Source organism: Klebsiella sp. WP3-W18-ESBL-02 (assembly GCF_014168815.1).
GTDB lineage: Bacteria > Pseudomonadota > Gammaproteobacteria > Enterobacterales > Enterobacteriaceae > Kluyvera > Kluyvera ascorbata_B.
The window spans coordinates 4,991,332-5,017,548 of record NZ_AP021972.1; the positions used below are offsets into that span (position 1 = coordinate 4,991,332).

The 26,217-nt window shown below is 55.5% G+C and carries 23 protein-coding genes and 1 pseudogene; 11 read left to right on the forward strand and 13 right to left on the reverse strand.

The features are described 5' to 3' along the window. Positions 1 to 19: 19 nt before the first annotated feature. Complete coding sequence (locus tag H7R56_RS23900) at positions 20 to 1,204, forward strand: cytoplasmic protein (RefSeq protein ID WP_223878957.1); 1,185 nt, start codon at positions 20 to 22, stop codon at positions 1,202 to 1,204. On the opposite strand, the gene H7R56_RS23905 is transcribed toward H7R56_RS23900, so the two are convergent. Further along, a complete protein-coding gene (locus H7R56_RS23905; protein ID WP_106929373.1) occupies positions 1,179 to 3,611 on the reverse strand; it encodes a bifunctional aspartate kinase/homoserine dehydrogenase II in 2,433 nt (810 codons plus the stop codon). The two genes, H7R56_RS23900 and H7R56_RS23905, sit on opposite strands and share 26 nt — an antisense overlap. A 2-nt stretch (positions 3,612 to 3,613) precedes the next feature. After that, positions 3,614 to 4,774, reverse strand: coding sequence for a cystathionine gamma-synthase (metB, locus tag H7R56_RS23910; protein ID WP_106929371.1), 1,161 nt, complete (start codon positions 4,772 to 4,774; stop codon positions 3,614 to 3,616). A 259-nt stretch (positions 4,775 to 5,033) separates the two neighbouring features. Between metB and metJ the strand changes: the two genes are divergently transcribed. Continuing rightward, positions 5,034 to 5,351 carry a met regulon transcriptional regulator MetJ gene (metJ, locus tag H7R56_RS23915; protein ID WP_012907792.1) on the forward strand — a complete coding sequence of 106 codons (318 nt, stop codon included), beginning with the start codon at positions 5,034 to 5,036 and terminating at the stop codon, positions 5,349 to 5,351. Positions 5,352 to 5,409: 58 nt separating this feature from the next. Here the strand turns inward: metJ and H7R56_RS23920 are convergent, their stop codons facing one another. The 4 genes and pseudogenes from H7R56_RS23920 to H7R56_RS27780 form a co-directional block, all read right to left on the reverse strand. Continuing rightward, the gene (locus H7R56_RS23920) at positions 5,410 to 6,354 is read right to left on the reverse strand and encodes an aminoimidazole riboside kinase (RefSeq protein WP_106929369.1); all 945 of its coding nucleotides are present in this window, start codon (positions 6,352 to 6,354) and stop codon (positions 5,410 to 5,412) included. 17 nt (positions 6,355 to 6,371) lie between these two features. Beyond that, complete coding sequence (locus H7R56_RS23925) at positions 6,372 to 7,808, reverse strand: glycoside hydrolase family 32 protein (RefSeq protein WP_106929367.1); 1,437 nt, start codon at positions 7,806 to 7,808, stop codon at positions 6,372 to 6,374. A gap of 16 nt (positions 7,809 to 7,824) precedes the next feature. Continuing rightward, entirely contained in the window at positions 7,825 to 9,063 is a 1,239-nt protein-coding gene (locus tag H7R56_RS23930) for an MFS transporter (protein WP_106929418.1), read from the reverse strand. A gap of 60 nt (positions 9,064 to 9,123) precedes the next feature. Continuing rightward, positions 9,124 to 9,201: pseudogene (locus H7R56_RS27780) on the reverse strand (hypothetical protein); the annotation flags it as partial. Between the two features lie 107 nt (positions 9,202 to 9,308). Between H7R56_RS27780 and H7R56_RS23935 the strand changes: the two are divergent. Then, the gene (locus tag H7R56_RS23935) at positions 9,309 to 10,304 is read left to right on the forward strand and encodes a LacI family DNA-binding transcriptional regulator (protein ID WP_106929365.1); all 996 of its coding nucleotides are present in this window, start codon (positions 9,309 to 9,311) and stop codon (positions 10,302 to 10,304) included. Between the two features lie 266 nt (positions 10,305 to 10,570). Here the strand turns inward: H7R56_RS23935 and H7R56_RS23940 are convergent, their stop codons facing one another. Together H7R56_RS23940 and rpmE are read right to left on the reverse strand one after the other, a co-directional pair. Continuing rightward, on the reverse strand, positions 10,571 to 11,251 hold the full coding sequence (locus H7R56_RS23940) for an oligogalacturonate-specific porin KdgM family protein (protein ID WP_106929364.1): 681 nt from the start codon (positions 11,249 to 11,251) through the stop codon (positions 10,571 to 10,573). Between the two features lie 427 nt (positions 11,252 to 11,678). Further along, positions 11,679 to 11,891 carry a 50S ribosomal protein L31 gene (rpmE, locus tag H7R56_RS23945; protein WP_106929362.1) on the reverse strand — a complete coding sequence of 71 codons (213 nt, stop codon included), beginning with the start codon at positions 11,889 to 11,891 and terminating at the stop codon, positions 11,679 to 11,681. A 200-nt stretch (positions 11,892 to 12,091) separates the two neighbouring features. Between rpmE and priA the strand changes: the two genes are divergently transcribed. The 7 genes from priA to rraA all read left to right on the forward strand — a co-directional run bounded on the left by priA (position 12,092) and on the right by rraA (position 20,070). Continuing rightward, positions 12,092 to 14,287: a primosomal protein N' gene (gene priA, locus H7R56_RS23950; RefSeq protein WP_106929360.1), complete on the forward strand. Its 2,196-nt coding sequence runs from the start codon at positions 12,092 to 12,094 to the stop codon at positions 14,285 to 14,287. 150 nt (positions 14,288 to 14,437) lie between these two features. Further along, positions 14,438 to 15,460 carry a DNA-binding transcriptional regulator CytR gene (gene cytR / locus H7R56_RS23955; protein ID WP_106929359.1) on the forward strand — a complete coding sequence of 341 codons (1,023 nt, stop codon included), beginning with the start codon at positions 14,438 to 14,440 and terminating at the stop codon, positions 15,458 to 15,460. A gap of 98 nt (positions 15,461 to 15,558) precedes the next feature. Beyond that, the gene (ftsN, locus tag H7R56_RS23960; protein WP_106929357.1) at positions 15,559 to 16,533 is read left to right on the forward strand and encodes a cell division protein FtsN; all 975 of its coding nucleotides are present in this window, start codon (positions 15,559 to 15,561) and stop codon (positions 16,531 to 16,533) included. A gap of 91 nt (positions 16,534 to 16,624) precedes the next feature. Further along, the gene (gene hslV / locus H7R56_RS23965) at positions 16,625 to 17,155 is read left to right on the forward strand and encodes an ATP-dependent protease subunit HslV (protein ID WP_103779960.1); all 531 of its coding nucleotides are present in this window, start codon (positions 16,625 to 16,627) and stop codon (positions 17,153 to 17,155) included. A 9-nt stretch (positions 17,156 to 17,164) separates the two neighbouring features. Further along, complete coding sequence (hslU, locus tag H7R56_RS23970) at positions 17,165 to 18,496, forward strand: HslU--HslV peptidase ATPase subunit (RefSeq protein ID WP_106929355.1); 1,332 nt, start codon at positions 17,165 to 17,167, stop codon at positions 18,494 to 18,496. 69 nt (positions 18,497 to 18,565) lie between these two features. After that, positions 18,566 to 19,492 (forward strand): 1,4-dihydroxy-2-naphthoate polyprenyltransferase, encoded by a 927-nt coding sequence (gene menA, locus H7R56_RS23975; protein WP_106929353.1) that lies wholly within the window; start codon positions 18,566 to 18,568, stop codon positions 19,490 to 19,492. Positions 19,493 to 19,584: 92 nt separating this feature from the next. Beyond that, positions 19,585 to 20,070 carry a ribonuclease E activity regulator RraA gene (gene rraA, locus H7R56_RS23980; RefSeq protein WP_035892355.1) on the forward strand — a complete coding sequence of 162 codons (486 nt, stop codon included), beginning with the start codon at positions 19,585 to 19,587 and terminating at the stop codon, positions 20,068 to 20,070. Between the two features lie 45 nt (positions 20,071 to 20,115). On the opposite strand, the gene H7R56_RS23985 is transcribed toward rraA, so the two are convergent. The 5 genes from H7R56_RS23985 to fieF all read right to left on the reverse strand — a co-directional run bounded on the left by H7R56_RS23985 (position 20,116) and on the right by fieF (position 25,377). Next, positions 20,116 to 21,105: an alpha/beta hydrolase gene (locus tag H7R56_RS23985; protein ID WP_106929352.1), complete on the reverse strand. Its 990-nt coding sequence runs from the start codon at positions 21,103 to 21,105 to the stop codon at positions 20,116 to 20,118. Beyond that, positions 21,098 to 22,279, reverse strand: a complete 1,182-nt coding sequence (locus tag H7R56_RS23990) for an MFS transporter (protein WP_106929350.1) — start codon at positions 22,277 to 22,279, stop codon at positions 21,098 to 21,100. The genes H7R56_RS23985 and H7R56_RS23990 overlap by 8 nt, the downstream gene beginning before the upstream one ends. Positions 22,280 to 22,402: 123 nt before the next feature. Next, positions 22,403 to 23,260: an AraC family transcriptional regulator gene (locus H7R56_RS23995; RefSeq protein WP_181358029.1), complete on the reverse strand. Its 858-nt coding sequence runs from the start codon at positions 23,258 to 23,260 to the stop codon at positions 22,403 to 22,405. A gap of 65 nt (positions 23,261 to 23,325) precedes the next feature. Beyond that, positions 23,326 to 24,288, reverse strand: coding sequence for a 6-phosphofructokinase (pfkA, locus tag H7R56_RS24000; protein WP_106929346.1), 963 nt, complete (start codon positions 24,286 to 24,288; stop codon positions 23,326 to 23,328). A gap of 198 nt (positions 24,289 to 24,486) precedes the next feature. Then, the gene (gene fieF, locus H7R56_RS24005) at positions 24,487 to 25,377 is read right to left on the reverse strand and encodes a CDF family cation-efflux transporter FieF (protein ID WP_106929344.1); all 891 of its coding nucleotides are present in this window, start codon (positions 25,375 to 25,377) and stop codon (positions 24,487 to 24,489) included. 192 nt (positions 25,378 to 25,569) lie between these two features. Between fieF and H7R56_RS24010 the strand changes: the two genes are divergently transcribed. Further along, the gene (locus H7R56_RS24010) at positions 25,570 to 26,208 is read left to right on the forward strand and encodes a metallophosphoesterase family protein (protein WP_182928435.1); all 639 of its coding nucleotides are present in this window, start codon (positions 25,570 to 25,572) and stop codon (positions 26,206 to 26,208) included. The last annotated feature ends 9 nt before the right edge of the window (positions 26,209 to 26,217 follow it).

The window sequence follows — 26,217 nt, forward strand, 5'->3', positions numbered from 1 at the left end:
AAAAATCGTTGGTAACACGATGACGCCGCTGTTCATCATCAATTGCTGCAAATCTTTTGGCTGCAAAAATCTGGGGTTAGCAAACTCGCCAGACTACAGCTGGCCAGACTATCGGTTGGGCTATGCCGCGCTGCACTGCCGGGCGTGTGGGAGTTACCCGCCGTTGTTTAACGATGAACACGTCCACCGTTGGTTATCAGCATATTTAACGGATTTCGCTGCCGACAACGGTCTTTTTTGCCCGAATTGTTACCATCGTGACACGATCCGTTATGGACATAATCCCCAGGGTTCTCAGCGCGTGCAGTGTCGAAGCTGCAAAAAAGTCTGGACGCCCAGGCAGCCGCCGATCGCTGCAATCCCTTCACCAGAACACATCGCCACTGTCCCCCTCATCGTTCCTTTTCAGGGAGCCAGCGCGACGCAAAAACTTTATCTGCTGCTCAGCGTTGATACATTTCGCGGCAATGTTCTGCATATTTCCAGCAATTTCACGCCGCATGCGGCTGGCGCATCATTACTTTATCGCTGGCGTGGCGTCGATGAAGCAGCGGTGGTTCATGACGATATTGTTCAGCGTGTGAGTCAGCGAGAAAGTCAGTTTTTACGCCGCAGTCAATTTGACGAAATTCAGTACGGCAGCGCGCGGCTCAAACGTAACGCCAGCGGCGCTATTCTGCGCCCGGTCATTGCCGCACATGGGCATTTCCGGGTACTGAGCCATCTCTGGCCGGGGGTCAAAACGCACGTTGTCGCCCATGAATGTTTTCTGCGAGGCGCGGTGATTACCGCATGGGCAGAGCAGTTCCGCGCGCATCAAGCCTCGCTTTGGTTCATTGATGAAAGTATGCGTGATAGTGAATGCATCATGCCCTGGCAGTTACTCGGTAAAACCAATCAGGGATGGTGGCAAAATCAGTGGCAGATTTGGCAGCAGGGCAGCACGCGTAAAATGGTATGCCTGTTAACAGAGGGGCAGGCCGAACAAGGGGCGGCAATCACGCTGGCAGCAAGCCATACTTTTATCGCCTGGCTCCAGCGGCAAACGGAATTTCAGCAAAGCGGGCGCTACTCTGCCCACTCCGTATTTCAGACGATAAAGGCGCTGACGGTGAGATACAACACCCTCATTAGCCGCAATCAATGGCCGGATGGCAACATGCCATCCGGCAACACAACTACAGCAGTTGCGCCAGTCGGTTGATATCCGACTGAATCGCCCCGGCGGTCACATCGCGACCGGCGCCTGGCCCACGGATCACCAGCGGGTTATCGCGGTACCAACGGCTCTCAATCGCGAAGACGTTATCGCACGGTAGCAGCGACGCCAGCGGATGCTCCTGACGCACCGCTTCGACGCCGACGCGCGCTTTGCCATTGGCGTCAAAACGCGCCACGTAGCGCAACACCAGCCCCATTTCCTGAGCGGCTTCCAGGCGCTGGAGCATCTGCTCGTTCAGCTCATCGCCATTTTCAAAGAAGTGATCGATGGAGCCTTCTTCACAGTGCGCCGGAACCAGCGACTCCACGCGAACCTGATCCGGCTCGATGTCATAGCCCGCTTCGCGCGCCAGGATAACCAGCTTACGCATCACGTCTTTACCGGAAAGGTCGACACGGGGATCGGGTTCAGTCAGCCCCTGCTGCCAGGCCTGATCCACCAGGTCGGTAAACGGTACGCTGCCGTCGAACTGCAGGAACAACCAGGACAGCGTGCCGGAGAAAATACCGCTGATGGCCAGGATGCTGTCGCCGCTTTCAATCAGGTCGCGCACGGTATGGTTAACCGGTAGCCCCGCGCCGACGGTGGCGTTATACAGCCAGTGGCGGCCGGTTTTTTCAAACGCGTCGTGAATCTGGCGGTATTTGTCACTGCTGCTGGCCCCGGCCAGTTTGTTGGCGCTGATCACGTGGAAACCGTGGCTGGCAAAATCCAGATACTGATCGGCCAGCTGCTCGCTTGCGGTCACGTCAAGCACCACCAGATCGTCATACGGGTGCGCACGCATCCACAGGAACAACGATTCTTCATCCTGTTCAACCGCTTCGTCTTCAAAGAAAGCCAGCGCGCGACTGGCGTCCAGCCCTTCGTAGCTCAGCAGGCTGCGGCGGCTATCCACCACCCCGGCCAGCACAAATTCAAAACCGGTACGGGCAGAAAGCGTGCTTTGCTCACGCGCAAACAGCTCCAGCCAGCGAGAGCCGATGTTGCCTTTACCAAACAGCACCAGGCCGATACGCTTCTCGGCGCGGAAAATCGATTGGTGCAGGCCCTGAATCAGGCTTTCAGTTGGGCCCGCGCGCAGCACGGCTACCAGGCTAATGCCCTCTTCCGACTGCCAGGTAAACTCAACCGGCTGGCCTTTCAGCTGCTGCCAGAAACGGTGGCAATGCAGCGGGTTACGGGTGACGCCCGCGCCTACCATCGCCACCAGCGCCAGCCCCTGACGCAGCCGCAGCTCGCCAGGTAAACCGGCTTCATCAAGAATTTTTAGCGCGCTATCAACAACTTCTGAGGTGTAGCAGAACTGGAGCAGACGGTGATCCGCGTGTACGCCCACCGCCAGCGGACGAATCTGCGCACGTTTGAGGATTTGGTCGATCTCTTTATGTACCAGTTTGAAATCCTGGCCAGCCGGGACGCGGAATTCAATCAGGCAGACGTCATCATGGCTGGTCACGATTCGCGCGCCGGTACCGGAGGCAAGCACGCGTTCGATGCGCGTTGAGCCTTTATCTGGCGTGTAGCTACAGCGAAGCTGCAGGTCGATATCGCTGCCTGAAACCGGCTGTAAGGTACGCGCGTGCAGTACCGGGGCCGCCAGGCGCGCCAGTTCGCTGGCTTCATCCAGACGCAGCAACGGCAGCAGACAGGCATCTTTAACTTTGCGCGGGTCGGCGCTATACACGCCCGCCACGTCGCTCCAGATGGTCACGCGGGAAACTCCCGCCAGCGCGCCAATCTGGGTTGCGGAATAGTCGGAGCCGTTACGCCCCAGCAGCACGGTTTCACCGGCATTGTTGCGGCTGATAAAGCCGGTCACCACCAGACGTTTACCCGGATGCTGCGCCATCAGCTGTTGCAGCAACGGGTACGATAGACCCTCATCCACCTGCGGCTGCGCGCTGCGCTCCGCACGCAGAAAGGCGCGGGCGTCCAGCCATGCGGCATCCAGACCTTGCAGCTTGAGCACTTCCGCCATCAGGCGTGCCGACCACACTTCACCGTGACCGACCACTTCCGCATAGACAGCGTCATTCACGCCGTTATCCAGTAGCCCGGCCAGACGCTCCAGGTCGTGGATAAAGTCGGCAATCATGCCATCGGCAATCTCGGCAGGCAGCAGGCCGCTAATCAGATCCGACTGATAGCGGCGCAGCGTCTGCTGAACCTGATGCGCAGAGAGGCGATCGGTCTGACTGAGTTTCAGCCAGCTAATCAACTGGTTGGTGGTGCTACCGGCGGCCGACACCACCATCATATCGCCAGGCTGAGAGTACTCCGCCATAATGCCGGCCACGCGCAGGTAACACTTCACATCCGCCAGACTACTCCCACCAAATTTATGCAGCTGACGTTCGTTCGCCCCTGCCTGCGCAATCACACTCATGTTTACCCCTCGGCTGCGACCCGGAATCCATTTTCCAGATCGGCAATTAAGTCTTCGCTATCTTCAATACCGGTTGAGATACGCAATAGCGTCTCAGAAATGCCCGCGGCGGCACGCGCTTCTGGCGCCATGCCCGCGTGGGTCATGGTGGCCGCATGAGAGATCAGGCTCTCTACCCCGCCCAGCGATTCCGCCAGAGTGAACAGCGACAGCCCGCTCAGGAAGCGGCGCAGCGTTTGTTCGTCGCCGTCGAGCTCAAAGCTCAGCATCGCGCCAAAGCCTTTCTGCTGGCGCGCGGCAATCTCATGGCCCTGGTTTTCCGGCAGAGAAGGATGATACAGCTTTTTGACCAGCGGTTGGCGTTTGAGGAAATCAACAATCGCATTGGCGTTACGCTGTGCCACTTCCATACGTGGAGAAAGGGTGCGTAAGCCGCGCAGCAGCAGATAGCTGTCGAACGCGCCGCCGGTGACGCCGATATTATTTGCCCACCATGCCAGTTCTGTGACGGTGTCAGGATCTTTCGCAATCACCACGCCAGCCACCACGTCAGAGTGGCCATTGAGGTACTTGGTGCAGGAGTGCAGCACCAGATCCGCACCCAGCGCCAGCGGGTTTTGCAGCGCCGGGCTGAGGAAGGTGTTATCCACGACGCTTACCGCGCCGGCCTCACGCGCCAGCTGGCAGATTTTCGCAATATCGACCACCCGCAGCAGCGGGTTGCTTGGGCTTTCGACCAGCACCAGCTTCGGTTTTTCTGCCAGCGCCGCTTTTAACGCCTCATCATTACCCTGATCGACAAACAGCACGCGATAGCAGCCGCGCTTTGCCAGACTGTCGAACAAACGATAGCTGCCGCCGTAGCAGTCATGAGGTGCCACCAGCAGATCGCCTGGCTTCAGGAAAACGGTCGTGACGAGGTGAATCGCCGACATGCCCGTATTGGTCAGGACCGCGCCCGCGCCGCCTTCCAGCTCCGCCAGCGCCCGCTGCACGACGTCACGCGTTGGATTACCGCGACGGGAATAGTCATGCGCACGCGGCTCGTTAAAACCGGTAAAGTTATAGGTACTGGAAAGATGAATCGGCGGGACAACACAACCATACTGCTCGTCGTCATTTAATCCGCTACGCACTGCGATGGTGGCCTGTTTACGGGTCATGAGGATTCGTTCCTGGCAAGGTCTGTGAAAAGTCAGCCCCCAGAGTAAACATTGTTGCAATAGCCGTCAATACATCTAGACATCTAAACCTCTTTGCGTATAGATTGAGCTATCGGCAAATAGCCGTTAAAATTATATGCATTAGCGCACATCTGCGAAGGCTAAGTTCGTGTCAGAGCAAGGTCTCTACGGTACACTACGCGCGATCATGGCCGTGTATCGGCCTGTTAACTAATGACTAGAGGATTAAAGGTATCTCATGGCTGAATGGAGCGGCGAATATATCAGCCCATACGCTGAGCACGGTAAGAAGAGTGAGCAAGTAAAAAAAATTACGGTTTCCATTCCTCTGAAGGTGTTGAAGATCCTCACCGATGAACGCACGCGTCGTCAGGTGAATAACCTGCGTCACGCCACCAACAGCGAACTGCTGTGTGAAGCGTTCCTGCATGCTTTTACCGGTCAACCGTTACCTAACGATGAAGACCTGCGAAAAGAGCGCAGCGATGAAATTCCGGAAGCGGCGAAAGAAATTATGCGTGAGCTGGGGATCGACCCGGAGACGTGGGAGTATTGATTCGATAAAAAAGCCGGGAAACGCCAACGTTTCCCGGCTTTTTTATTTTCAGCGGGCGCTATTTCACCTCAAACTCCGGCAGCGGCCGGGCGGCAATAAACTGCGCCACCGTTTCGCCGTCAGGAACCGCCGACAGCGCGCCCTTCTGCGTTGTCGCCAGTGCGCCACAGGCGCTAGCCTGGGCAACGGCCTGCTGTAGCTGTACGATATCACCCGGCATCCCGTGCCGCGCAATATGGCTGAGTAACCCTGCCATAAACGCATCCCCCGCCCCGGTGGTGTCGATACTCTCGACCCGATAGCCGCAGAAATGAATCACCTGCCCTTGCCACAGCACCATCGCGCCTTGTGCACCGTAGGTCACTATCTTTAACGCGGCGGGGTAAGACGCCAGCGCGGCGATCGCCTGACTGAAGTCCTGCGTTTGCGTTAACCAGTACCACTCTTCCTCGGAAAGCTTAAGGATGTCTGCCTGACAGGCCGAACCGTGCACCGTTTCCAGCATCTGTTGGGGATGGGGCCACATTTGCGCCCGCAGGTTAACGTCAAAACTCACCAACCCCTGATGATGTTGAATCTGCGCTACCGCCTCGCTTAAGGTCTGCCGACACGTTGGTGCCACCAGCGCCAGTGAACAGAAATGCAGAATATCGGCCCCCAGCGCGGGCAGCGCTTGTGTCGATAAAAACTGATCGGCGGATGGATTCACCAGAAACGTAAAGTCCCGTTCACCGCCCTTCCCCAGGGAAACCACCACCGTGCTCGTGCGGTGCTGGCTGTCCTGTTCCATTGCCGATGTGATCACGCCGTATTGCTGCAGCGTCTTGTACATCAGATGCCCGAACGGATCGTCACCCACGCGGCCAATAAAACCGCTGCGGCAGCCCAGACGAGCCGCGCCTGCCGCGACGTTCAACGGCGCGCCGCCGGGGCACACCTCGTAACGGGTCTCTGAGATCGGCAGGAGATCCGCCACCGCATCGCCCAGCGTCCAGATAGTCATAGCGTGCTCTCCTCTGTTTATTGATCCAACGGCCAATAGCCACCGTTACTGAGCATGGCGCTACCGTTACCGGCAAACAGCGACAGCTGGCGTTCCCCCTCTTGCGGGTAAATTCGGCTGCTCAGACAAGCTTCGCCGTCATTGACGAAGACTTCAATTGATGAGCGATCGATAAACACCCGCAGTTTCAATAATGCGGCCACCGGTAACGCCACGCTGCGCACCCCCTCTAACGCATACTGCGGATAACGGCGTTCAAGCACCAGACGCTGCGCCTGGGTATCAACGTACAGCAGCAGCCCTTCACCGAGGGTAATACCGTAACGCTCCGCCGTCGCACCGTTTAATTCCCACGACAGTTCCAGCTCAACGGCCTGCGCATCATCCACAATCGGCGACGTTTGGTTTTTAAGCTGCTGCGCCAGCAGTGGATAATAACTGCCGCGCAGCGCCGCGACCTCTTCGGCTGGCACCATCCGCAAACGATGATCCGTACCGAGATAAATTTCGCGCGGTAGCGAGAGCATGCCGGCCCAGCCGTCCTGTTGCTCTGGCATCGGCGATTCCCACATATCCAGCCAGCCAATGACGATACGGCGACCATCCGGCGTGAGAAAACTTTGCGGCGCGTAAAAGTCATGGCCGTGATCCAGCTCGATAAATTCCCCGTCGGCGGCAAAAGTCTGCCCCGGCAGCCAGTCGCCGATTAAATAGCCGCTCTGGAACACGTTACGGTTGCGGTAGCCTTCCGCCGCCAGCCCCTGCGGTGAAAACATCAGCACGCGCTTGCCGTTGAGGGTGAAGAAGTCAGGGCATTCCCACATATAGCCCATGCCCGCGTTGGCCTGTGCAAGCACGCCTTCTTCCTGCCACTGATGCAGATCGGGCGAACGGAATAAACGTACCTGGCCAACATCACCCACACGTGCGCCGACGACCATGTACCAGTACTCACCCTCACGCCAGACCTTCGGATCGCGGAAATGATGCAGGCCCTCTGGCGTATCAACCACCTGCCCCTGGCGCTCGAAATGAATGCCGTCGCGACTGGTTGCCAGGCACTGTACCTGGTAGAGATTATCGTCGCTGCTCGGGTCGCCATGAAATTTATGCCCGGTGTAAATCAGCGCCAGCGTATCGCCATCCACCACCGCCGAACCGGAGAAACAGCCGTCTTTATCTTCAGGTCCCTCTGGCGCTAACGCCACCGGCAGATGTTCCCAGTGCACTAAGTCTTTACTCCGGGCGTGGCCCCAGTGCATGGGTCCCCACTGGTTCGAGTAAGGGTGGTACTGATAAAACGCGTGATACCAACCGTCAAACCACACCAGCCCGTTAGGGTCGTTTATCCATCCGGCGCGCGCCGCCAGGTGATAGCGCGGATACCAGCGAGGGTTTAGCGTCGCGCTGCGTTTCTGAAGTGCTTGTTCAGCAAGGGCAATTGAAAATGTCATATTCTTCACTCTTAATTCAGACAGCAGAAGATTGTGTCAGCAGCGGTTCGGAAGCCGGTTTGCTGGCGCGTAACAGGAAAATGGAGATAAAGGTGGTGCAGAACACCAGGGCTCCCATAAACAGATAGGATTCGGCAAAGCCATATTTTTCATAGCTATAGCCAGCAAGAGGCGACAGCACGCTGGCGATAATCGAGCTGGTGCAGGCGAATCCCACCAGATAAAGCGTTGAGGAAAGGCGCTTGTCGAAATGGGCGCTGTTGTATTTGAAGATGGAGACCAGCAGTACCGGCAGCTCCACGCCATGCAGTAATTTAGTGAGAGAGATAAGCAGTGGCCCCTCAACCAGACCGGAGGCCACCATACGCAGCGCCATTACCATTCCGGCAAAAATTAACCCATTTTTAGCGCCAATACGGTTTACCAGCCACGGCGCGCAGAACATGCCTGCGGCCTCCAGAAAGACCTGGAACGAATTCAGGTAGCCATACATGGCGTTGCCTTCCTTCAACGTCGGGAACTGCGAGGAAAAATAGACAGGAAACTGCTGGTCATAGACGCTGTAAATGCAGGTGCCGACCACAAAAAACACCAGTGCCCAAAAGCGCGGCAGTGAAAGCAGGCGCAGCGCATCTTCCAGCTTCACTTTACCTTCCGCTCCTTCGGCCGCCGTCGATTGTGCGTCGGTAGGAACCGACAAACGTACCAGCAGAAAGAAAAAAATCAGCCCCGAGCAGCTCGCCACCGCAAAGTTCAGCTGCGGGTTGATGTTAAACAGCAGCCCGGCGAAAAACGTAGCTACCGCCCAGCCCAGCGAACCCCACATGCGCGCTTTACCAAACTCAAAATGCGTCTGGCGCGCCACGCGCTCGGTGTAGGATTCCAGCACGCCTATCCCGCCGTTAAAAGTCAGCCCAATGTAGATACCGCCAAAAATACTGCCGGCAAAAATATTTATTTTCAGCAAGTAACCAAACAGCAGATACGCCGGACCGGACAAAATCAGCAGCGCGGTGATGTACCAGAGCAGATGCTTTCGCAGACCCAGCTTATCCTGGATAAAGCCGTAACAAACTTGTGCAAACAGCGCTGAAACCGACAGCACGGCGTAAATAATCCCTGTGTCTCCGGCTTGTAGTCCCACTTCCTGATGGAGCCAGATAGAGAGTAATGAGCCAGAAGAGGACCAGGTAACAAAAAAGAAAAACAGTAAGGCGCTCAGTAACAGGTAGCTGCGTGAGTGATGTTCTTTCATCGTGGCAATCTCATCGTGGATTAACGCCGTGATGGTAACGTTAACAAAAAACATTCCTCATGTCGTTTTGTGACGATATTCGATGTTAATCACAAAAGTTAACGTTAACATAATGAAAATAGGATCGTGATCAAATATTTACCGCCGCGGGAAAAGAGCGGCGTTCACTAAAATAGCGCGCAACCCTTTTACATCAGTAGGTTAGTGATATAGCGTATGGCACGACGCATGAGTGGAGTAAAAAAATGGCATCGTTAAAGGATGTGGCAAAACTGGCAAACGTCTCGCTGATGACCGTTTCGCGGGCCCTGAACTCCCCGGAGCGGCTCAAACCTGAGACGTTGGCTCGCGTTCAGGCGGCCATTGCGCAAACCAACTACGTACCCGATCTCTCAGCGAAAAAAATTCGCGGCGCGCACGATACGCCGAAAACCATCGGCGTGCTGGCGCTCGATACCGTGACCACGCCCTTTTCGGTAGAAATTACGCTGTCGATTGAGGAAACCGCCCGCGCACACGGTTGGAACAGCTTTGTGGTGAATATGTTTTCCGACGATAGCCCGGACGCCATTGTTGACCTGCTGCTGTCGCATCGCCCTGGCGGTATCATCTATACCACGATGGGTCTACGCCAGGTACCGGTGCCCGCCAAACTGCTCACGCTCCCCTGCGTGCTGGCAAACTGTGAAAGCCTGCACCATCCGGTGGCCAGCTTTATCCCTGACGATGAACAAGGGCAGTACGTTGCCGTACAGGGGCTGCTCGCAGCAGGCTACAGACGCCCGCTGTGTCTGCATTTGCCTGAGAACCACCTTGCAACGGTTCGCCGCCGACGCGGCCTGGAACGCGCCTGTCAGGAAGCAGGGATCGACCCCGCCACGCTGACCCATTACTACATGGAATATGGCGACGCACACTATCGTGATATGCCAGCAAAAGTGCTGGAAAATATCGATGCGGGCCAACCACGATTTGATTCGGTTATCTGCGGTAACGATCGTATCGCCTTTATGGTTTATCAAACGCTGCTGGCGCAAGGGCTGCGGATACCTGAGGATGTCGCGGTGCTGGGCTATGACAATATGGTCGGTATTGGCGACCTGTTCCTGCCGCCGCTGTCAACGGTGCAGCTGCCGCACTATGAGATTGGGCGGCTCAGCGCGCTACACATCATTAATGGTGATACACATCGGAATACGGTGCACGTCGACAGCCCGTGGATCCACGGTGCATCGATATAAAAAACCGCCTTGAAGGCGGTTTTTTAGCATTTTTTTGCGTCTTAGAAGCGGGTGACTTCAGGATGAAGCTCAGACAGAGAGATCAGGTAAGATACAAACACGTTTTTCATTGCAGTCAGCATAATCACACCTTTACCCATAAAGTTATTGCGGTCATTTGATGGACAAATAGTAAGCGTCTTTCGATGACATCGCAACTTTTATGTGATTTAGATCACAAAATTTTTAGCACAAAATAACATCATCCCTACGTCATCCGCAGAGGGTCAGAAGTTATAACCCAGACCTATACGATAGCGCGTCTGGCGATCGTCAGTGGTGGTGGTGTTATAACCAGAAGAGACGTTACCCACCTCGAAGAATGGGATCCACGAATTAATATTGTACGCTACGCGGAAGTTGTATTCGTAATCGTCTTTACCGTTATTATAGAGATTCTCGCTGTCGGCCACCTTATAAATCCCGTTAAGTTCGAACATCCAGTTGTTTATATTATACCCCAGCCAGGCTTCCGGGCGATAAACGGTGCGATCGTCACGGCCATCACCATTGCGACGAGCATATTCGGTACGATAGCGGAATGCGGTCCACCAGTTATCGTTAATATTATACTGTACGCGAATATACGGCTTATAAATCGCCATATCATCACCCATCTCCACAGCGATACCCGGCTGCCAGATAAAGCCTTGCCACTCGAACTGATAGCTTGCTGTATATTCAGCGCTGTTCGATTCCATATTGTTCAGCGCATGATTTGATTCTTTATCATCAGAGCGCGACACCGCTTCTACCGCGACACCAAAGCCGGTAGCAAAGCGATTCGACATGTACACACGGTCGTAGTTACGACCATCATCGTAGTATTCATGACGATAGTCGACATATCCCGCATGGGCCGCGCCACATAATAAAGGCAGAAGTAAGAAGGCGTATTTTGTTTTCATAATAATTACTCTTAAAAATATCAGCAATCAGTCCCATAATCCCTACTAATTAAAGTGGAGTATAAAAGGCTGTTTCGTATTCCATCCTGTTACGCTGAGAGTTTATTTTGTAATTGATAGAAACACCTTTTTATTATTGCCATCAGAAATTTAAAAATGGCAAAAAAGACAGAGTAAATAAGATGAAGATCACCAACAAAAACAATTACCCGCACCTATATTAGATACGATTTATCATATTAAAAATATATTTCATCAGGCCACGAATATTTTTCGAGGGATGAATATCGAATGCGGTATTGATTTACCTTATTCTTTAAAATATCTATTCACGGTTTTGATTTAAAATCGAGGAAGAATAACTGTCACGCCGGGCGATCGCGAGGCACAAAAAAAGCGCCCTAAGGCGCTTTTTTCGCTTGGCAACTTACTTGCTGCCTGGGATGCTGAAACGCTTGTTGAAGCGGTCAACACGGCCACCGGTAGCAACATCACGCTGCTTGCCAGTATAGAACGGGTGGCATTTACCGCACACGTCTAGGTTCAGATCGTGACCGACGGTAGAGCGGATTTTCATCACGTTACCGCAAGAACAGGTAGCAGTAACTTCTTCGTATTTCGGGTGAATATCTTTTTTCATGGGAAAACCTCGGTTAAGGCCGCGTCGCTCTTCCAGCCCTAACGCCAGACACCACGCGATGTTGATAGTAAGTTTCCTGATGCCAAAATGCATCAAAGGCGGCGAATCATACAGAATTTGACCAGCAGATGCAAACTGATCCGCGCTCCCTTACCACAATGTGTATACTGTCTCGCCAGATTTCAAGTCAGGAAGAAATTATGCCCGTTGCCCACGTCGCCCTGCCTGTTCCGCTGCCCCGTACGTTCGACTACCTGCTGCCTGATTCCCTCAGCGCCAAAGCGGGCTGCCGCGTACGCGTGCCGTTCGGCAAACAGGAGCGCGTCGGCATCGTGGTCTCCGTCAACGAAAGCAGCGAGCTGCCGCGCGATGAGCTCAAAGCGGTGCTCGACGTGCTGGACGGCGAACCGGTATTCTCCCACTCCGTCTGGCGTCTGCTGCTGTGGGCAGCGGAGTACTACCATCATCCGATTGGCGACGTCCTGTTCCACGCCCTGCCGATTATGCTACGCCAGGGGAAACCCGCCAGCGCCACGCCGCAGTGGTTCTGGTTTGCCACCGAACAGGGGCAGGCGGTCGACATCAATAGCCTGAAGCGATCGCCGAAACAGCAGCAGGCGCTGGCCGCACTACGTCAGGGGAAAATATGGCGTCATCAGGTAGCGGAGCTGGAATTTAATGAAAGCGCCATGCAGGCGCTGCGCACCAAAGGCCTGTGCGAGCTGGGTAGCCTGGCGCCGGAAACGGTCGACTGGCGCGCAACCTACTCGGTGCCGGGTGAGCGCCTGCGTTTGAATACCGAACAGGCGACCGCCGTGGGCGCAATCCACAGCGCGTCTGACGAATTTTCAGCATGGCTGCTGGAAGGGGTGACCGGCTCAGGCAAAACGGAAGTCTATCTCAGCGTGCTCGAAAACGTGCTCGCCAAAGGCAAGCAGGCGCTGGTGATGGTGCCGGAAATCGGCCTGACGCCGCAGACCATTGCGCGCTTTCGCGAACGCTTTAACGCCCCGGTAGAAGTGCTGCATTCAGCGCTTAACGATAGCGAACGTCTCGCCGCCTGGCTGAAGGCCAGAAGCGGCGAAGCGGCTATCGTCATTGGCACTCGCTCATCGCTGTTTACGCCGTTTAAAAACCTCGGCGTGATTGTCATTGATGAAGAACACGACAGTTCCTACAAACAACAGGAAGGCTGGCGATACCATGCCCGCGATCTGGCCGTGTGGCGCGCGCACAGCGAACAAATTCCTATCATCCTTGGCTCGGCAACCCCCGCATTAGAAACGCTGCTCAACGTCCGCCAGCACAAATATCGCCTGCTGCGCTTAACCCGCCGCGCGGGTAACGCGCGCCCGGCAACGCAGCACGTGCTCGATCTGAAAGGCCAGCACCTTCAGGCCGGGCTTTCGCCCGCGCTGATTAACCGTATGCGCCAGCATTTGCAGGCCGATAATCAGGTCATTTTATTTCTTAACCGCCGAGGCTTTGCCCCGACGCTGCTGTGCCACGACTGCGGCTGGATTGCCGAGTGCCCGCGCTGCGATAGCTACTATACGCTGCACCAGGCACAGCATCACCTGCGCTGCCACCACTGCGACAGCCAGCGGCCCATTCCGCGCCAGTGCCCTTCCTGTGGTTCAACGCACCTGGTGCCCGTGGGGCTGGGAACGGAACAGCTTGAACAGGCTCTGGCGCCTATGTTCCCCGGCGTCCCGCTGTCGCGCATTGACCGCGACACCACCAGCCGCAAAGGCGCGCTGGAGCAGCACCTGGCGGAAGTGCATCGCGGCGGCGCACGTATTCTGATCGGCACGCAGATGCTGGCAAAGGGCCACCATTTCCCGGACGTGACGCTGGTTGCCCTGCTGGACGTCGACGGCGCGCTTTTCTCTGCCGACTTCCGCTCTGCGGAACGCTTTGCTCAGCTGTATACCCAGGTCTCCGGCCGCGCCGGACGCGCGGGTAAACAGGGAGAGGTGGTGCTGCAAACCCACCATCCGGATCACCCACTGCTGCAAACGCTGCTCTATAAAGGCTATAACGCCTTTGCCGAACAGGCGCTGGCCGAACGCCAGACCATGCAACTGCCGCCGTATACCAGCCATGTCCTGATCCGCGCGGAAGACCATAACAACCAGCAGGCCCCCATTTTCCTACAGCAGCTGCGTAATCTGATTCAGGCCAGCCCGCTGGCGGACGACAAGCTATGGGTGCTGGGCCCGGTTCCGTCGCTGGCGCCCAAGCGCGGCGGCCGCTATCGCTGGCAAATCCTGCTTCAGCATCCGTCGCGCGTGCGTTTGCAGCATATCGTCACCGGTACGCTGGCGCTCATCAATACGCTCCCGGAATCCCGCAAAGTGAAGTGGGTTCTCGACGTTGACCCGATAGAAGGTTAATTCAGAGTTGCGAGCGGGATCGTGGAATCAAACAATCATCACACTTTTGATGAAAATTCTGTAACAGATCTCCCTAACTATCTGATAAAAGTGTGTCAGATGTCAGGTCACAAAGGACGTGCCTGCGCCAGTGAGTGAGGAGAGAATCAGGTGAAGGCTAAAAAACCGGTTGTTGCCGCAACCATGAAAGATGTTGCCCTGCAGGCGAATGTCTCTACGGCAACCGTATCCCGTGCATTGATGAACCCAGAGAAGGTCTCGCAGGCAACGCGTAATCGCGTCGAGCAGGCGGCGCTGGAGGTGGGGTATCTCCCGCAAATGCAGGGGCGTAACATGAAGCGCAACGAGTCACGCACCATCCTGGTGATTGTCCCGGATATTTGCGATCCCTTCTTTAGCGAAGTGATCCGCGGGATCGAGGTCACCGCAGCGGCGCAGGGGTATCTGGTGCTGATTGGCGACTGTGCTCATCAGAATCAGCAGGAAAAAACCTTCATCGATTTAATCATCACCAAGCAGATTGACGGCATGCTGCTGCTCGGCTCGCGTCTGCCGTTCGATGCCAGCATCGAAGAGCAGCGCAACCTGCCGCCGATGGTCATGGCCAACGAATTTGCGCCAGAACTGGGCCTGCCGACCGTACACATCGACAACCTCACTGCCGCCTTTAACGCCGTTAACTATCTGCACGAGCTGGGTCATCAGCGCATTGGCTGCATCGCCGGGCCGGAAGAAATGCCGCTGTGCCACTACCGTCTTCAGGGCTACGTTCAGGCGCTGCGCCGCTGCGGTATTACCGTCGATCCCCACTACATTGCCCGCGGCAACTTTACCTATGAAGCGGGTGCCAGCGCGCTGGAACAGCTGCTGGCGCTGCCGCAGCCACCGACCGCAGTGTTCTGCCACAGCGACATTATGGCGCTGGGCGCGCTCTCGTTTGCTAAACGCCGGGGCCTTAAAATACCCGACGATCTGTCCATCATCGGCTTCGATAACATCTCGCTGGCCGAGTTCTGCGATCCGCCGTTAACCACCGTCTCTCAGCCGCGCTTTGATATCGGCCGAGAAGCCATGCTGCTGCTGTTAAACCAGCTGAGCGGGCAGTTTGTTGATAGCGGTTCGCGTCTTCTTGACTGTGAACTGATCGTTCGCGGCAGTACAAGTAAAATATGATGTAAAGCGGGGTCCTTTAGGACTTGCTTGTCTGGTCAAAGCCCCGCCGCTTAAGTAACATGTCGGGCTAACTAACGGAAAAAGACAGCGAAACGATAGTGGCACAACGAGACTATGTACGCCGCGGCCAGCAGGCACCTTCGCGGCGCAAGAACAGCGCTTCACGGAATACACGGAAAAAGCAGAGTAACTTTCCGGCAGTCTCTCCTGCCATGGTGGCGATTGCTGCTGCGGTAGTGGTCGCTTTTATCGGCGGTTTGTACTTCATCACGCACCATAAAAAAGAAGACTCGGAATCTCTGCAAAGCCGCCAGATGACCGGTAACGGCCTGCCGCCGAAGCCGGAAGAGCGCTGGCGCTATATCAAAGAGCTGGAAAGCCGCCAGCCAGGCGTGCGTGCGCCAACGGAACCGTCCGCGGGCGGGGAAGTGATTAACCCTAATCAGCTGACCGACGAACAGCGCCAGCTGCTGGCCCAGATGCAGGCGGATATGCGCCAACAGCCAACGCAGCTGACCGAAGTACCGTGGAACGAGCAAACGCCAGCCCAACGCCAGCAAACGCTACAGCGTCAGCGCCTTGCTCAGCAGCAGGTTCAGCAGCAACAACAGCAACAGTGGACGCAAACGCAGCCGGTCCAGGCGCCGCAGACGCAAACTCGCGCGACGCAGCCGGTGCAGCAGCCGCGTCAAACGCAAACGCAGCAGCCAAAAGCGGTCGCATCCAACTCGCCGTATCAGGATCTGCTGCAAACGCCAGCGCATACGACATCACAGCCTAAAACGCAGGCCGCCGCGCCGGTGACGCATGACACCACGCCGCCAAAAGCGAGCGAGAAAAAAGACGAACGTCGCTGGATGGTCCAGTGCGGTTCGTTTAAAGGCGCGGAACAGGCGGAAACCGTCCGTGCCCAGCTAGCGTTTGAAGGATTTGACTCGAAGATCACCACCAACAACGGCTGGAATCGCGTGGTCATCGGGCCGGTCAAAGGTAAGGATAACGCCGACAGCACCATCGCCCGTCTGAAGATGGCCGGTCACGGAAACTGCATTAGGCTCGCTACCGGGGGTTGAAACCCCTAAAAACCCCCCCATTTATACTTACATTCTGCCCCGTACGCGGTACGGGGCCCCTACATCCGTATTTGTAAGAAGGGGTCTGCTCGTGACAACAATAGTAAGTGTTCGCCGTAACGGCCACGTCGTAATCGCCGGTGATGGCCAGGCCACGCTGGGCAATACCGTCATGAAAGGCAACGTGAAAAAAGTTCGCCGTCTGTACAACGACAAAGTGATCGCTGGCTTTGCAGGCGGCACTGCGGACGCCTTCACGCTGTTTGAACTGTTTGAACGTAAACTGGAAATGCACCAGGGCCATCTGGTCAAAGCCGCCGTTGAGCTGGCGAAAGACTGGCGTACCGACCGGATGCTGCGCAAGCTGGAAGCCCTGCTGGCGGTCGCGGACGAAACCGCCTCTCTCATCATCACCGGCAACGGTGACGTCGTGCAGCCAGAAAATGACCTGATTGCTATCGGCTCTGGCGGCCCGTACGCCCAGGCCGCGGCCCGTGCGCTGCTGGAAAATACCGAGCTTGGCGCCCGTGAAATTGCTGAAAAAGCGTTGGATATTGCAGGCGATATCTGCATTTACACCAACCATTTCCATACCATTGAAGAATTACCGTCTAAGGCGTAAGGATCTCCCATGTCTGAAATGACCCCACGCGAAATTGTCAGCGAACTGGACAAACACATCATCGGCCAGGACGCAGCAAAGCGTTCCGTGGCTATCGCCTTACGTAACCGCTGGCGCCGTATGCAGCTTGATGAAGAGCTGCGCCACGAAGTTACGCCGAAAAACATTCTGATGATCGGCCCGACCGGCGTTGGTAAAACCGAAATTGCCCGTCGCCTGGCGAAGCTCGCCAACGCGCCGTTCATCAAAGTTGAAGCGACCAAGTTCACCGAAGTGGGCTATGTCGGTAAAGAAGTGGACTCCATCATCCGCGATCTGACCGACTCAGCGATCAAGATGGTGCGCGTTCAGTCCATCGAGAAAAACCGCTACCGTGCCGAAGAAATGGCCGAAGAGCGCATTCTCGACGCGCTGATCCCACCGGCCAAAAACAACTGGGGCCAGGCTGAACAGCCGTCTGAACCTTCTGCCGCACGCCAGGCGTTCCGTAAAAAGCTGCGCGAAGGCCAGCTGGACGACAAAGAGATTGAAATCGATCTCGCCGCCGCGCCGATGGGCGTAGAAATCATGGCGCCTCCGGGCATGGAAGAGATGACCAGCCAGCTGCAGTCTATGTTCCAGAACCTGGGCGGCCAGAAGCAGAAACCGCGTAAGCTGAAAATCAAAGATGCGATGAAGCTCCTGATTGAAGAAGAAGCGGCGAAGCTGGTGAATCCAGAAGAGCTGAAGCAAGACGCGATTGATGCGGTTGAGCAGCACGGTATCGTGTTTATCGATGAGATCGATAAAATCTGTAAGCGCGGCGAATCATCCGGCCCGGACGTATCTCGCGAAGGCGTACAGCGCGATCTGCTGCCGCTGGTCGAAGGCTGCACCGTCTCCACCAAACACGGTATGGTCAAAACCGACCACATTCTGTTTATTGCTTCCGGTGCATTCCAGGTGGCGAAGCCGTCCGATCTGATTCCGGAGCTGCAGGGCCGTCTGCCGATTCGCGTTGAGCTGCAGGCGCTGACCACCAGCGACTTCGAACGTATCCTGACCGAACCAAACGCGTCGGTTACCGTACAGTACAAAGCGCTGATGGCAACCGAAGGCGTGAATATCGAGTTCACCGAATCCGGTATCAAACGCATTGCCGAAGCGGCGTGGCAGGTGAACGAAACCACCGAAAACATCGGTGCGCGTCGTCTGCATACCGTTCTGGAGCGTCTGATGGAAGATATCTCCTATGACGCCAGCGACCTCAACGGCCAGAGCATCACAATTGATGCGGAATACGTGAGCAAACATCTGGATGCATTAGTCGCAGATGAAGATCTGAGCCGTTTTATCCTATAATCGCGGTCACTGCATTTTCATCTTTAATTGATGGGGCTGAAAAGCCCCATTTTTATTGGCTGATTACTAATGACAAATACACCTGTGAGCCGCACCCAGGCCTGGCTGGAAAGCCTGCGCCCTAAAACCTTACCGCTGGCCTGCGCGGCGATTATCGTCGGTACCGCACTCGCCTGGTGGCAGGGCCACTTTGACGCCATCGTCGCCGTACTGGCGCTGATTACCGCCAGCCTGCTGCAAATTCTTTCTAACCTCGCCAACGACTACGGCGATGCGGTCAAAGGCAGCGACAAGCCGGACCGCATCGGGCCACTGCGCGGGATGCAAAAAGGGGTGATTACCCAGGCGCAGATGAAGCGCGCGTTGATCGTCACCGTCGGCCTGATCTGCGTTTCCGGCCTTGCCCTGCTGTTTAGTGCGTCGCAGACTCCCGGCGATTTCATTGGCTTCCTCGTGCTGGGTCTGCTGGCGATTATCGCCGCCATCACCTACACCGTCGGCACGCGTCCGTACGGCTACATTGGCCTCGGCGACGTTTCAGTGCTGATCTTCTTCGGCTGGCTGAGCGTGATTGGCAGCTGGTATTTACAAACGCATAGCCTGAGCAGCGCGATTATCCTGCCGGCCACCGCCTGCGGCCTGCTGGCGACAGCAGTGCTCAATATCAACAACCTGCGCGATATCGACAGCGACCGTGAAAACGGCAAAAACACCCTGGCGGTGCGCTTAGGGCCGGTTAACGCCCGCCGCTACCACGTTTGTCTGCTGATGGGGACGCTGGTTTGCCTGGCGCTGTTTAACCTGCTGTCGCTGCACAGCCCGTGGGGCTGGCTGTTTATTCTCAGCACCCCGCTGCTGGTGAAGCAGGCCCGCTACGTGCTGCGCGAACGCTCACCGCAGGCAATGCCGCCGATGCTTGAGCGGACGGTCAAAGGCGCGCTGCTGACTAACCTGCTGTTCGTTATCGGTATTGTGCTCAGCAAGACGCTGGCTTAACTGACAAATATCAATTAACAATTGATGATTTTGCCAACAATGCATAGAGCGCGATATACTAAAATCACTCGCAGCAACTGAGCGTTAATCCTATGAAATACGATACTTCCGAGCTTTGCGACATCTACCAGGAAGATGTCAACGTAGTAGAACCCCTGTTCTCTAACTTTGGCGGACGGTTGTCGTTCGGTGGGCAAATCATCACCGTAAAATGTTTCGAGGATAACGGGTTGCTGTACGATCTGCTCGAACAGAACGGCCGTGGCCGCATTCTGCTGGTCGACGGCGGCGGTTCAGTCCGTCGCGCGCTGATCGACGCCGACCTTGCCCGTCTGGCCACGCAAAACGAGTGGGAAGGCATTGTGGTCTACGGCGCGGTGCGCCAGGTTGACGATCTGGAAGAGCTGGACATCGGCATCCAGGCCATTGCAGCCATTCCGGTTGGCGCGGCGGGTGAAGGCATCGGCGAAAGCGACGTACGCGTTAATTTCGGCGGGGTAACCTTCTTCTCCGGCGATCATCTGTATGCTGACAATACCGGTATTATTCTGTCGGAAGATGCGCTGGATATTGAATAAGTTCGATACGATCGGGGAAGCCTACGCTTCCCCGATTTTTTTGCCCTAGCGTAGTACCAACGGCTCACCGCGTATAAACGCCACCGTATCCCTCAGCAGCGTCTCGGTCTGCGCCAGCACCCCCACTTTATCCATGAACGCGTGAACCATTCCGCAGTAGCGTACGGATGTCACCTCGACGCCCGCGCGGCACGCTTTGTCGGCAAACGCGTCCACCTGTAGCCGCAGCGGGTCAAACTCGCCGCAGCAAAGCAACATCGGCGGCAGCGCCGCCAGCAGCGACGGCGTGGTATAAAGCGGAGAGATGAACGGATTACGGCAATCTGTTTCGCCCGCATACCACTGCGCCACCAGCCCCATCGAATCGTAGAACCCGTTGAGATAGCCATCGATCAGCGCTTTTTCCGTCGTCACCGGGTAACGAGCGGTGTCGATCAGATCATCGTCGGGGACAAGCGTCGTCGCAGGATAGTAGCCCACCACTCGAGACAGATAGCGAGTGCCTAACGTGACGTCCAGCAGCGCGGTGGCCAAGCTCAGGTTGCCGCCAGCAGAATCCCCCGCGACGACAATGCGCTGTTTGTCCACGCCATACTCGTCGGCGTGAAGATAAAGCCAGCGCAACGCGGCGTAGCAATCCAGCAGCGCCGCAGGATAAGGCCGCTCCGGGGCCAGCGCGTAATCGACGGAAACCACCGTCAGCGCACCGAGATCGGCCAGCGCCCGGCAGGGGAACTCCACGTTGTCCAACGATCCGCCGAAGAAACCGCCGCCGTGCAGAAACAACACGGCAGGCGTTGGCGCGTTATCTTCGTCGCAGCGATAAATACGCACGTTAACGTGGCCGTCAATAATCTGGTTGCGGATGGTCATCCGGCGAGTATGGATATCCTGCGCAGGCCAGCCCATGGCATCCCGTAGCGTCAGCAGGTCCGGCGCTTCGTGGCCTGCCCCCTGCGCCATTGCCTGTAGTTCGTCCCTCGCCTGTGGATCGAGCGCCCCGGCCAGCGCCGCATACTGCACATAATCATTCATCGTTTTTCGCTCCTGTTATCATTCGGCGTCCCAGCAAATAGCCGCTGTGCACCACGGCGCTGGCGATAAACAGCACGCCGTAGGCCGTTATCGGGAAAAAGATATCGCTGCGTCCGCCCACCAGTTGAATCATGCGGATAACCCACGGGTGTAAAAAAACGCCAAAGTTAATGCCAATCAGCAGAATCGACGACGTAACGGTTTGCAGATCCGGCGCGCTGACCGCCGCCGCGCAGCTAAAGAAATAAGGAATCACAAAGGCGAAAACAAAGCCTGCCGCCAGCACGCTCAGCGCCGTGGCAGCCAGGCTGGTTGAACACGCCAGCAGCACCAGCGACGCGCCGATGATCAACAAAGAGAGCGGTAAAATAGCGTGCCCCAGCATTTTACTGACCCGACCAAACAGAATGCCGCCGGGGAAAGCGATCAGCGTCGACAGCGTGAGCAGCAGGCTCGCTCCGGCGGCATCGCTATAGCCGACGGCCGTCACCACCGTCGCCAGCTTGAAGATCAGAATCATATAGCCGGCAAAAATGTAGAACAGATACAGCGCATAGCCCGGTACACGCCAGTCGATACGCCAGTGTTGCCCCCGTGCGGCCGCGTGAGTGGCCGCACGACGGGTCGACGGAACATTGAGGCCAAAAAGAATGATGGGCAGCAGAGTCAGGAAGTAAATCAGGAACACGCTGTGCCAGCCGTGCGCGATTAGCTGGCTTATCAGCAGCGTCATCAGCGCGCTGCCGATGGCGGAGACGGCGTTCTGATAGCCGAGCAGCGTAGCGCGCTCATCGCCGTCAAAATGCTGGCAAATCAGGCTATAAGAGAGCGAGTTAAACAGTCCGATACCGCAGCCCAGCATAAACCGCGAAAATAAAATCATCTCATAGCTGCCGCTAAATACCGGTACGCAGCCGGCAACCAGCGCCAGTATCAGCCCCGTCATGACCGTTTTCTTATCGCCAAGCAGGCGGACAAAAAAAGGCGCAAGAACAACCAGCAGCAGAATACCGAAATTGGTTACGGAAACCGTCAGCTCGATATCGGCCAGAGACTGCTGCGGAAAGGCGGCCAGCATCAGCGGGATTGCCGCCGCAACCGCCGGGCCAGACATATTGATAATCGAGATCGACAGCAGCGATATTTTAAAGAGACTGCGTTTTTCCTGCCCCATAAGCCTTTGCCTCGGTTTAACGTGAACAGGCAGCAGGATAGGACGACCATTTTTTCGGCAACAGGTGATTTTTTGACGAAAAAATGGTCAAATCCTATTTTTCGAATCACGTTCACAAAACGTTCAACGGCGCGATTTTCGATACTGTAGCGGCGTCATGCCGTGCGCCTGCTTGAAGTAGTAGACAAAGGATTTGAAGTTAGGAAAACCGCAGCGCTCAGCGATGGTCTGTACCTGTAGATCGCTATCAAACAGCAGCGTCATGGCAGCATTGAGCCGCAGTGATACCAGGTATTCATGGAAAGTGCGCCCGACGTTTTGCCGAAAGCGGTGCGCCAGCCAGCTTTCGGAGAGATAAAAGCGGCTCGCCACATCGGCCATGGAAACGCGCTCATGGAAGTGGCTATCAAGCCACTCGGTTATTCGAATCATCTTCTCGCTGGGATTCGCGTTCTGGTACAGATACTTATTTTTATTGTGCGCAAAGGCCCGCCGCAGCCAGTACAGAATTTGATACGCCAGCGCGTTCAACAGCAAAGTATCGCCACAATCGGGGGCGCATCGGCGAGTCAGCATCGCCGCCTGTTTAAGCAGCTGCTGTAGCTTTCTGTAAGCCTTGTGCTGTTGGCGGCTAAAATTGAGCGGGCTGTGCGCGTTGAAGCTCAACGTGTCCAGCTCGGGAATCGTATTGAGCAACTGTTGATAAGGAAAGATCACCGTCAGCGCTTCAGTCACCTCCGGCGACCGCGATACCACCCCATGAACCTCACTGGGATTAACCACCAGAATTTGCCCCGGGGCGGTGGCATAGGTTTTACCGTTAATCGTGAATCCGGAGATTGAGCCACGCAGGGTGTAGCTGATCTCCAGCGACTTGTGCCAGTGAGGCGCAACGTGAGAGGCGTTTTCGGCGTGAAAGATAAAGCGGGCGAGCGTGCCGTTATCGGCCGCAATGATCTCATGGCGGTAGGGAGCTGGCATAAGAAGTCCTCTCCGGCAGATAGCAAAATGGGCGCCGGAAGCGCCCATTTTGCTTTAACGTTCTTTTAGTACAGCTGTTTAGCGCATTCCAGCCAGTCACCTTTGAACGGACGCTTCATGTTTTCAATCGCGTCGATGATGTCGTGGTGAACCAGTTTTTCGTTCTGAATACCGACGCAGCGGCCGCCGTAGCCCTGCTGCAGCAGTTCAATCGCGTACGCGCCCATACGGGACGCCAGGATGCGATCGTAAGGCACCGGGGAACCGCCGCGCTGAATGTGGCCCAGTACGGTGGCGCGGGTTTCACGGCCGGTTTCCGCTTCGATAAAGTGGGCCAGCTCGTCAACGTCGCACATGTGCTCGGTAATAGCCACGATCGCGTGTTTTTTACCTTTCGCGATGCCCGCTTTGATTTCCGCGACCAGATCGTCACGCTTAAATTCGATTTCCGGCACGACGATAAACTCACAGCCGCCAGCAATCGCTGCCGCCAGGGTCAGATCGCCGCAGTAGCGGCCCATGACTTCAACCACGGAAATACGCTGGTGAGAAGAAGAGGTGTCGCGCAGGCGGTCAATCGCTTCTACCACGGTGCTCAGCGCGGTGAAGAAGCCGATGGTGTAGTCGGTGCCTTTGATGTCGTTATCGATGGTGCCCGGCAGACCGATGCACGGGAAGCCCATTTCGGTCAGACGCATGGCGCCCATGTAGGAGCCGTCGCCGCCGATCACAACCAGCGCATCAATACCGCGGTTTTTCAGGTTTTCAATAGCCACGTTACGGACGTTTTCGTCGCGGAATTCCGGGAAACGTGCGGAGCCCAGGAAGGTGCCACCGCGGTTGATCATGTCGGACACGCTGTAACGGTCAAGCGGAACCATACGATCTTCATACAGGCCCAGGTAACCGTCGTAGACGCCCATCACTTCCAGGCCTTCCGTCAACGCTGCGCGCACAACGCCGCGAATGGCGGCGTTCATGCCTGGCGCATCACCGCCACTTGTCAACACACCGATTTTCTTAATCATGACTACCTCTGAACTTAGGAATGCTAATAATTAATTCTTCTGCCCGAAGCGCTCCCGATGTAGGGGGGAGAGAACGACGCTATCTAGAGATAGTATATCAAGCGCTTCTTGCTGAATTGATTCAGGTCAGGCTAACCGGCGGTTATTTATACAAATAATGCCGATTTAGCTCACACTTTGTACAACCACTACGAAAGTTCAAATGCTGCTGCCCTGTGGCACGACAGAGCATGGGTCCTGGTGAATAATCACGTCGGAACCGGGAAAACGCTGCAAAATCGCCTGCTCCACCTGGTCAGCAACATAATGCGCCTGAACCAGCGGCAGGTTATCTTCCATTTCCAGATGGATTTGAATAAAGCGGGTCGGCCCTGACTGCCGCGTACGGAGATCGTGAGCACCGCTCACGCCAGGCCAGGCGGTCACGATGTCGATAATTTCCTGACGTTCCTCATCGGGCAACGCGCGATCCAGCAGCGACTGAACCGCTTCATACCCCATGCGCAACGCGCTATATAGAATATAGATGCCAATTCCTAATGCAAACAGCGCATCGGCACGATGCCAGCCGTACCAGGAAAGGCCAAGCGCAATCAGAATGGCGCCGTTCATCATAACATCAGACTGATAGTGGAGCATATCTGCCCGCACGGCCTGACTTTGCGTTCTTCGCACCACCCAGCGCTGAAACGTGACCAGAATCAGGGTGCTAATGAGCGCAATCACCGTCACAATCACGCCAATACCAGGCTGGCTCATGGGTGTCGGCCGCGCCAGATGCTCAATACCGGTCAGGAACAGGAACAACGCTGAACCGGAAATAAACATACTTTGCGCCAGCGCTGCCAGCGATTCCGCTTTGCCGTGACCAAATGTGTGCTCTTCATCGGCCGGCTGCAGCGAATAGCGCACCACCAGCAGGTTAGTCAGCGAAGCGGCGATATCCACCAGCGAGTCCACCAGCGCAGCCAGAATACTCACAGAGCCGGTCAGCCACCATGCAAAAATTTTAATCACCAGTAACAGTGAGGCCATCACCGTTGCCGCAATTGCCGCGCGGCTGACCAATCGGCCATAAGATTGATTCATAAACACTCCTGACTTCAGATCTGCGTAGTATAGCGGAATGTTTAAGCGCCGTGATGTGACAAATTCAGGACAAAAAAAACCCCCTCATCATGAGGGGGAAGACAGGGATGGTGAAGGAATCCAGCCAGTAACACAATGGAATAAAAGGATTTATTCTAATCTTCGTCTACATCTTGACTACACTTCGACATAATGAAGCCAAACGTCATAGGTTTGGCTTCATTGCTTTTGGCTGAAAACGTAACAAAAACGCTTATGTTTGCTACAATATCCGCAATTTTTGCTAATGAGGTGGCTAACAATATGAATAGGCGTGATTTTTTAATTCTATCAGCAGGAGTTGCTTTATCTGGTTGCGATTTCTTTGGTGGCGCTAACAAAGCTAACAGCGATAAAAAACTTCGATTTGCTATCGCGTCAGATGGTCATTATGGTGAAAAAATCACTGATTATAAGAAAAACTACAGCGTTTTTGTTAGCGCGGTTAATGAATTTAGCAAAAACAATAACGTCGATTTTTGCGTCATTAATGGCGATATTGTGCATGATGATAAAAAATACTTTCAACCCGCAAAAAAACAGTTAGATTTGCTTTCAATGAAATATTTTGTAAGTAAAGGAAATCATGACCCCGCCACTCCAGAAGAATGGGTGAATATATGGGGCTATCCTATGGACTTTGATTTCACGATTGATAGAAATGCCTTTTTAATCATGTCTACGTCAGATTTAGCTGGCACGTATCTTTGTCCCGATCTCTCTTGGCTAACTAACAAACTAAGAACCTATCCCAAAAGGAATTGTCAGATAATAAAATATGATAATTTCTGAGGGCGAAGC

Bases quoted from the DNA above. Each gene is read 5' to 3' on its own strand.
- H7R56_RS23900 (WP_223878957.1), top strand. From the start codon at position 20: ATGACGCCGCTGTTCATCATCAATTGCTGCAAATCTTTTGGCTGCAAA.
- H7R56_RS23905 (WP_106929373.1), bottom strand. From the start codon at position 3,611: ATGAGTGTGATTGCGCAGGCAGGGGCGAACGAACGTCAGCTGCATAAA.
- metB (WP_106929371.1), bottom strand. From the start codon at position 4,774: ATGACCCGTAAACAGGCCACCATCGCAGTGCGTAGCGGATTAAATGAC.
- metJ (WP_012907792.1), top strand. From the start codon at position 5,034: ATGGCTGAATGGAGCGGCGAATATATCAGCCCATACGCTGAGCACGGT.
- H7R56_RS23920 (WP_106929369.1), bottom strand. From the start codon at position 6,354: ATGACTATCTGGACGCTGGGCGATGCGGTGGCGGATCTCCTGCCGATC.
- H7R56_RS23925 (WP_106929367.1), bottom strand. From the start codon at position 7,808: ATGACATTTTCAATTGCCCTTGCTGAACAAGCACTTCAGAAACGCAGC.
- H7R56_RS23930 (WP_106929418.1), bottom strand. From the start codon at position 9,063: ATGAAAGAACATCACTCACGCAGCTACCTGTTACTGAGCGCCTTACTG.
- H7R56_RS23935 (WP_106929365.1), top strand. From the start codon at position 9,309: ATGGCATCGTTAAAGGATGTGGCAAAACTGGCAAACGTCTCGCTGATG.
- H7R56_RS23940 (WP_106929364.1), bottom strand. From the start codon at position 11,251: ATGAAAACAAAATACGCCTTCTTACTTCTGCCTTTATTATGTGGCGCG.
- rpmE (WP_106929362.1), bottom strand. From the start codon at position 11,891: ATGAAAAAAGATATTCACCCGAAATACGAAGAAGTTACTGCTACCTGT.
- priA (WP_106929360.1), top strand. From the start codon at position 12,092: ATGCCCGTTGCCCACGTCGCCCTGCCTGTTCCGCTGCCCCGTACGTTC.
- hslU (WP_106929355.1), top strand. From the start codon at position 17,165: ATGTCTGAAATGACCCCACGCGAAATTGTCAGCGAACTGGACAAACAC.
- menA (WP_106929353.1), top strand. From the start codon at position 18,566: ATGACAAATACACCTGTGAGCCGCACCCAGGCCTGGCTGGAAAGCCTG.
- rraA (WP_035892355.1), top strand. From the start codon at position 19,585: ATGAAATACGATACTTCCGAGCTTTGCGACATCTACCAGGAAGATGTC.
- H7R56_RS23985 (WP_106929352.1), bottom strand. From the start codon at position 21,105: ATGAATGATTATGTGCAGTATGCGGCGCTGGCCGGGGCGCTCGATCCA.
- H7R56_RS23990 (WP_106929350.1), bottom strand. From the start codon at position 22,279: ATGGGGCAGGAAAAACGCAGTCTCTTTAAAATATCGCTGCTGTCGATC.
- H7R56_RS23995 (WP_181358029.1), bottom strand. From the start codon at position 23,260: ATGCCAGCTCCCTACCGCCATGAGATCATTGCGGCCGATAACGGCACG.
- pfkA (WP_106929346.1), bottom strand. From the start codon at position 24,288: ATGATTAAGAAAATCGGTGTGTTGACAAGTGGCGGTGATGCGCCAGGC.
- fieF (WP_106929344.1), bottom strand. From the start codon at position 25,377: ATGAATCAATCTTATGGCCGATTGGTCAGCCGCGCGGCAATTGCGGCA.
- H7R56_RS24010 (WP_182928435.1), top strand. From the start codon at position 25,570: ATGAAGCCAAACGTCATAGGTTTGGCTTCATTGCTTTTGGCTGAAAAC.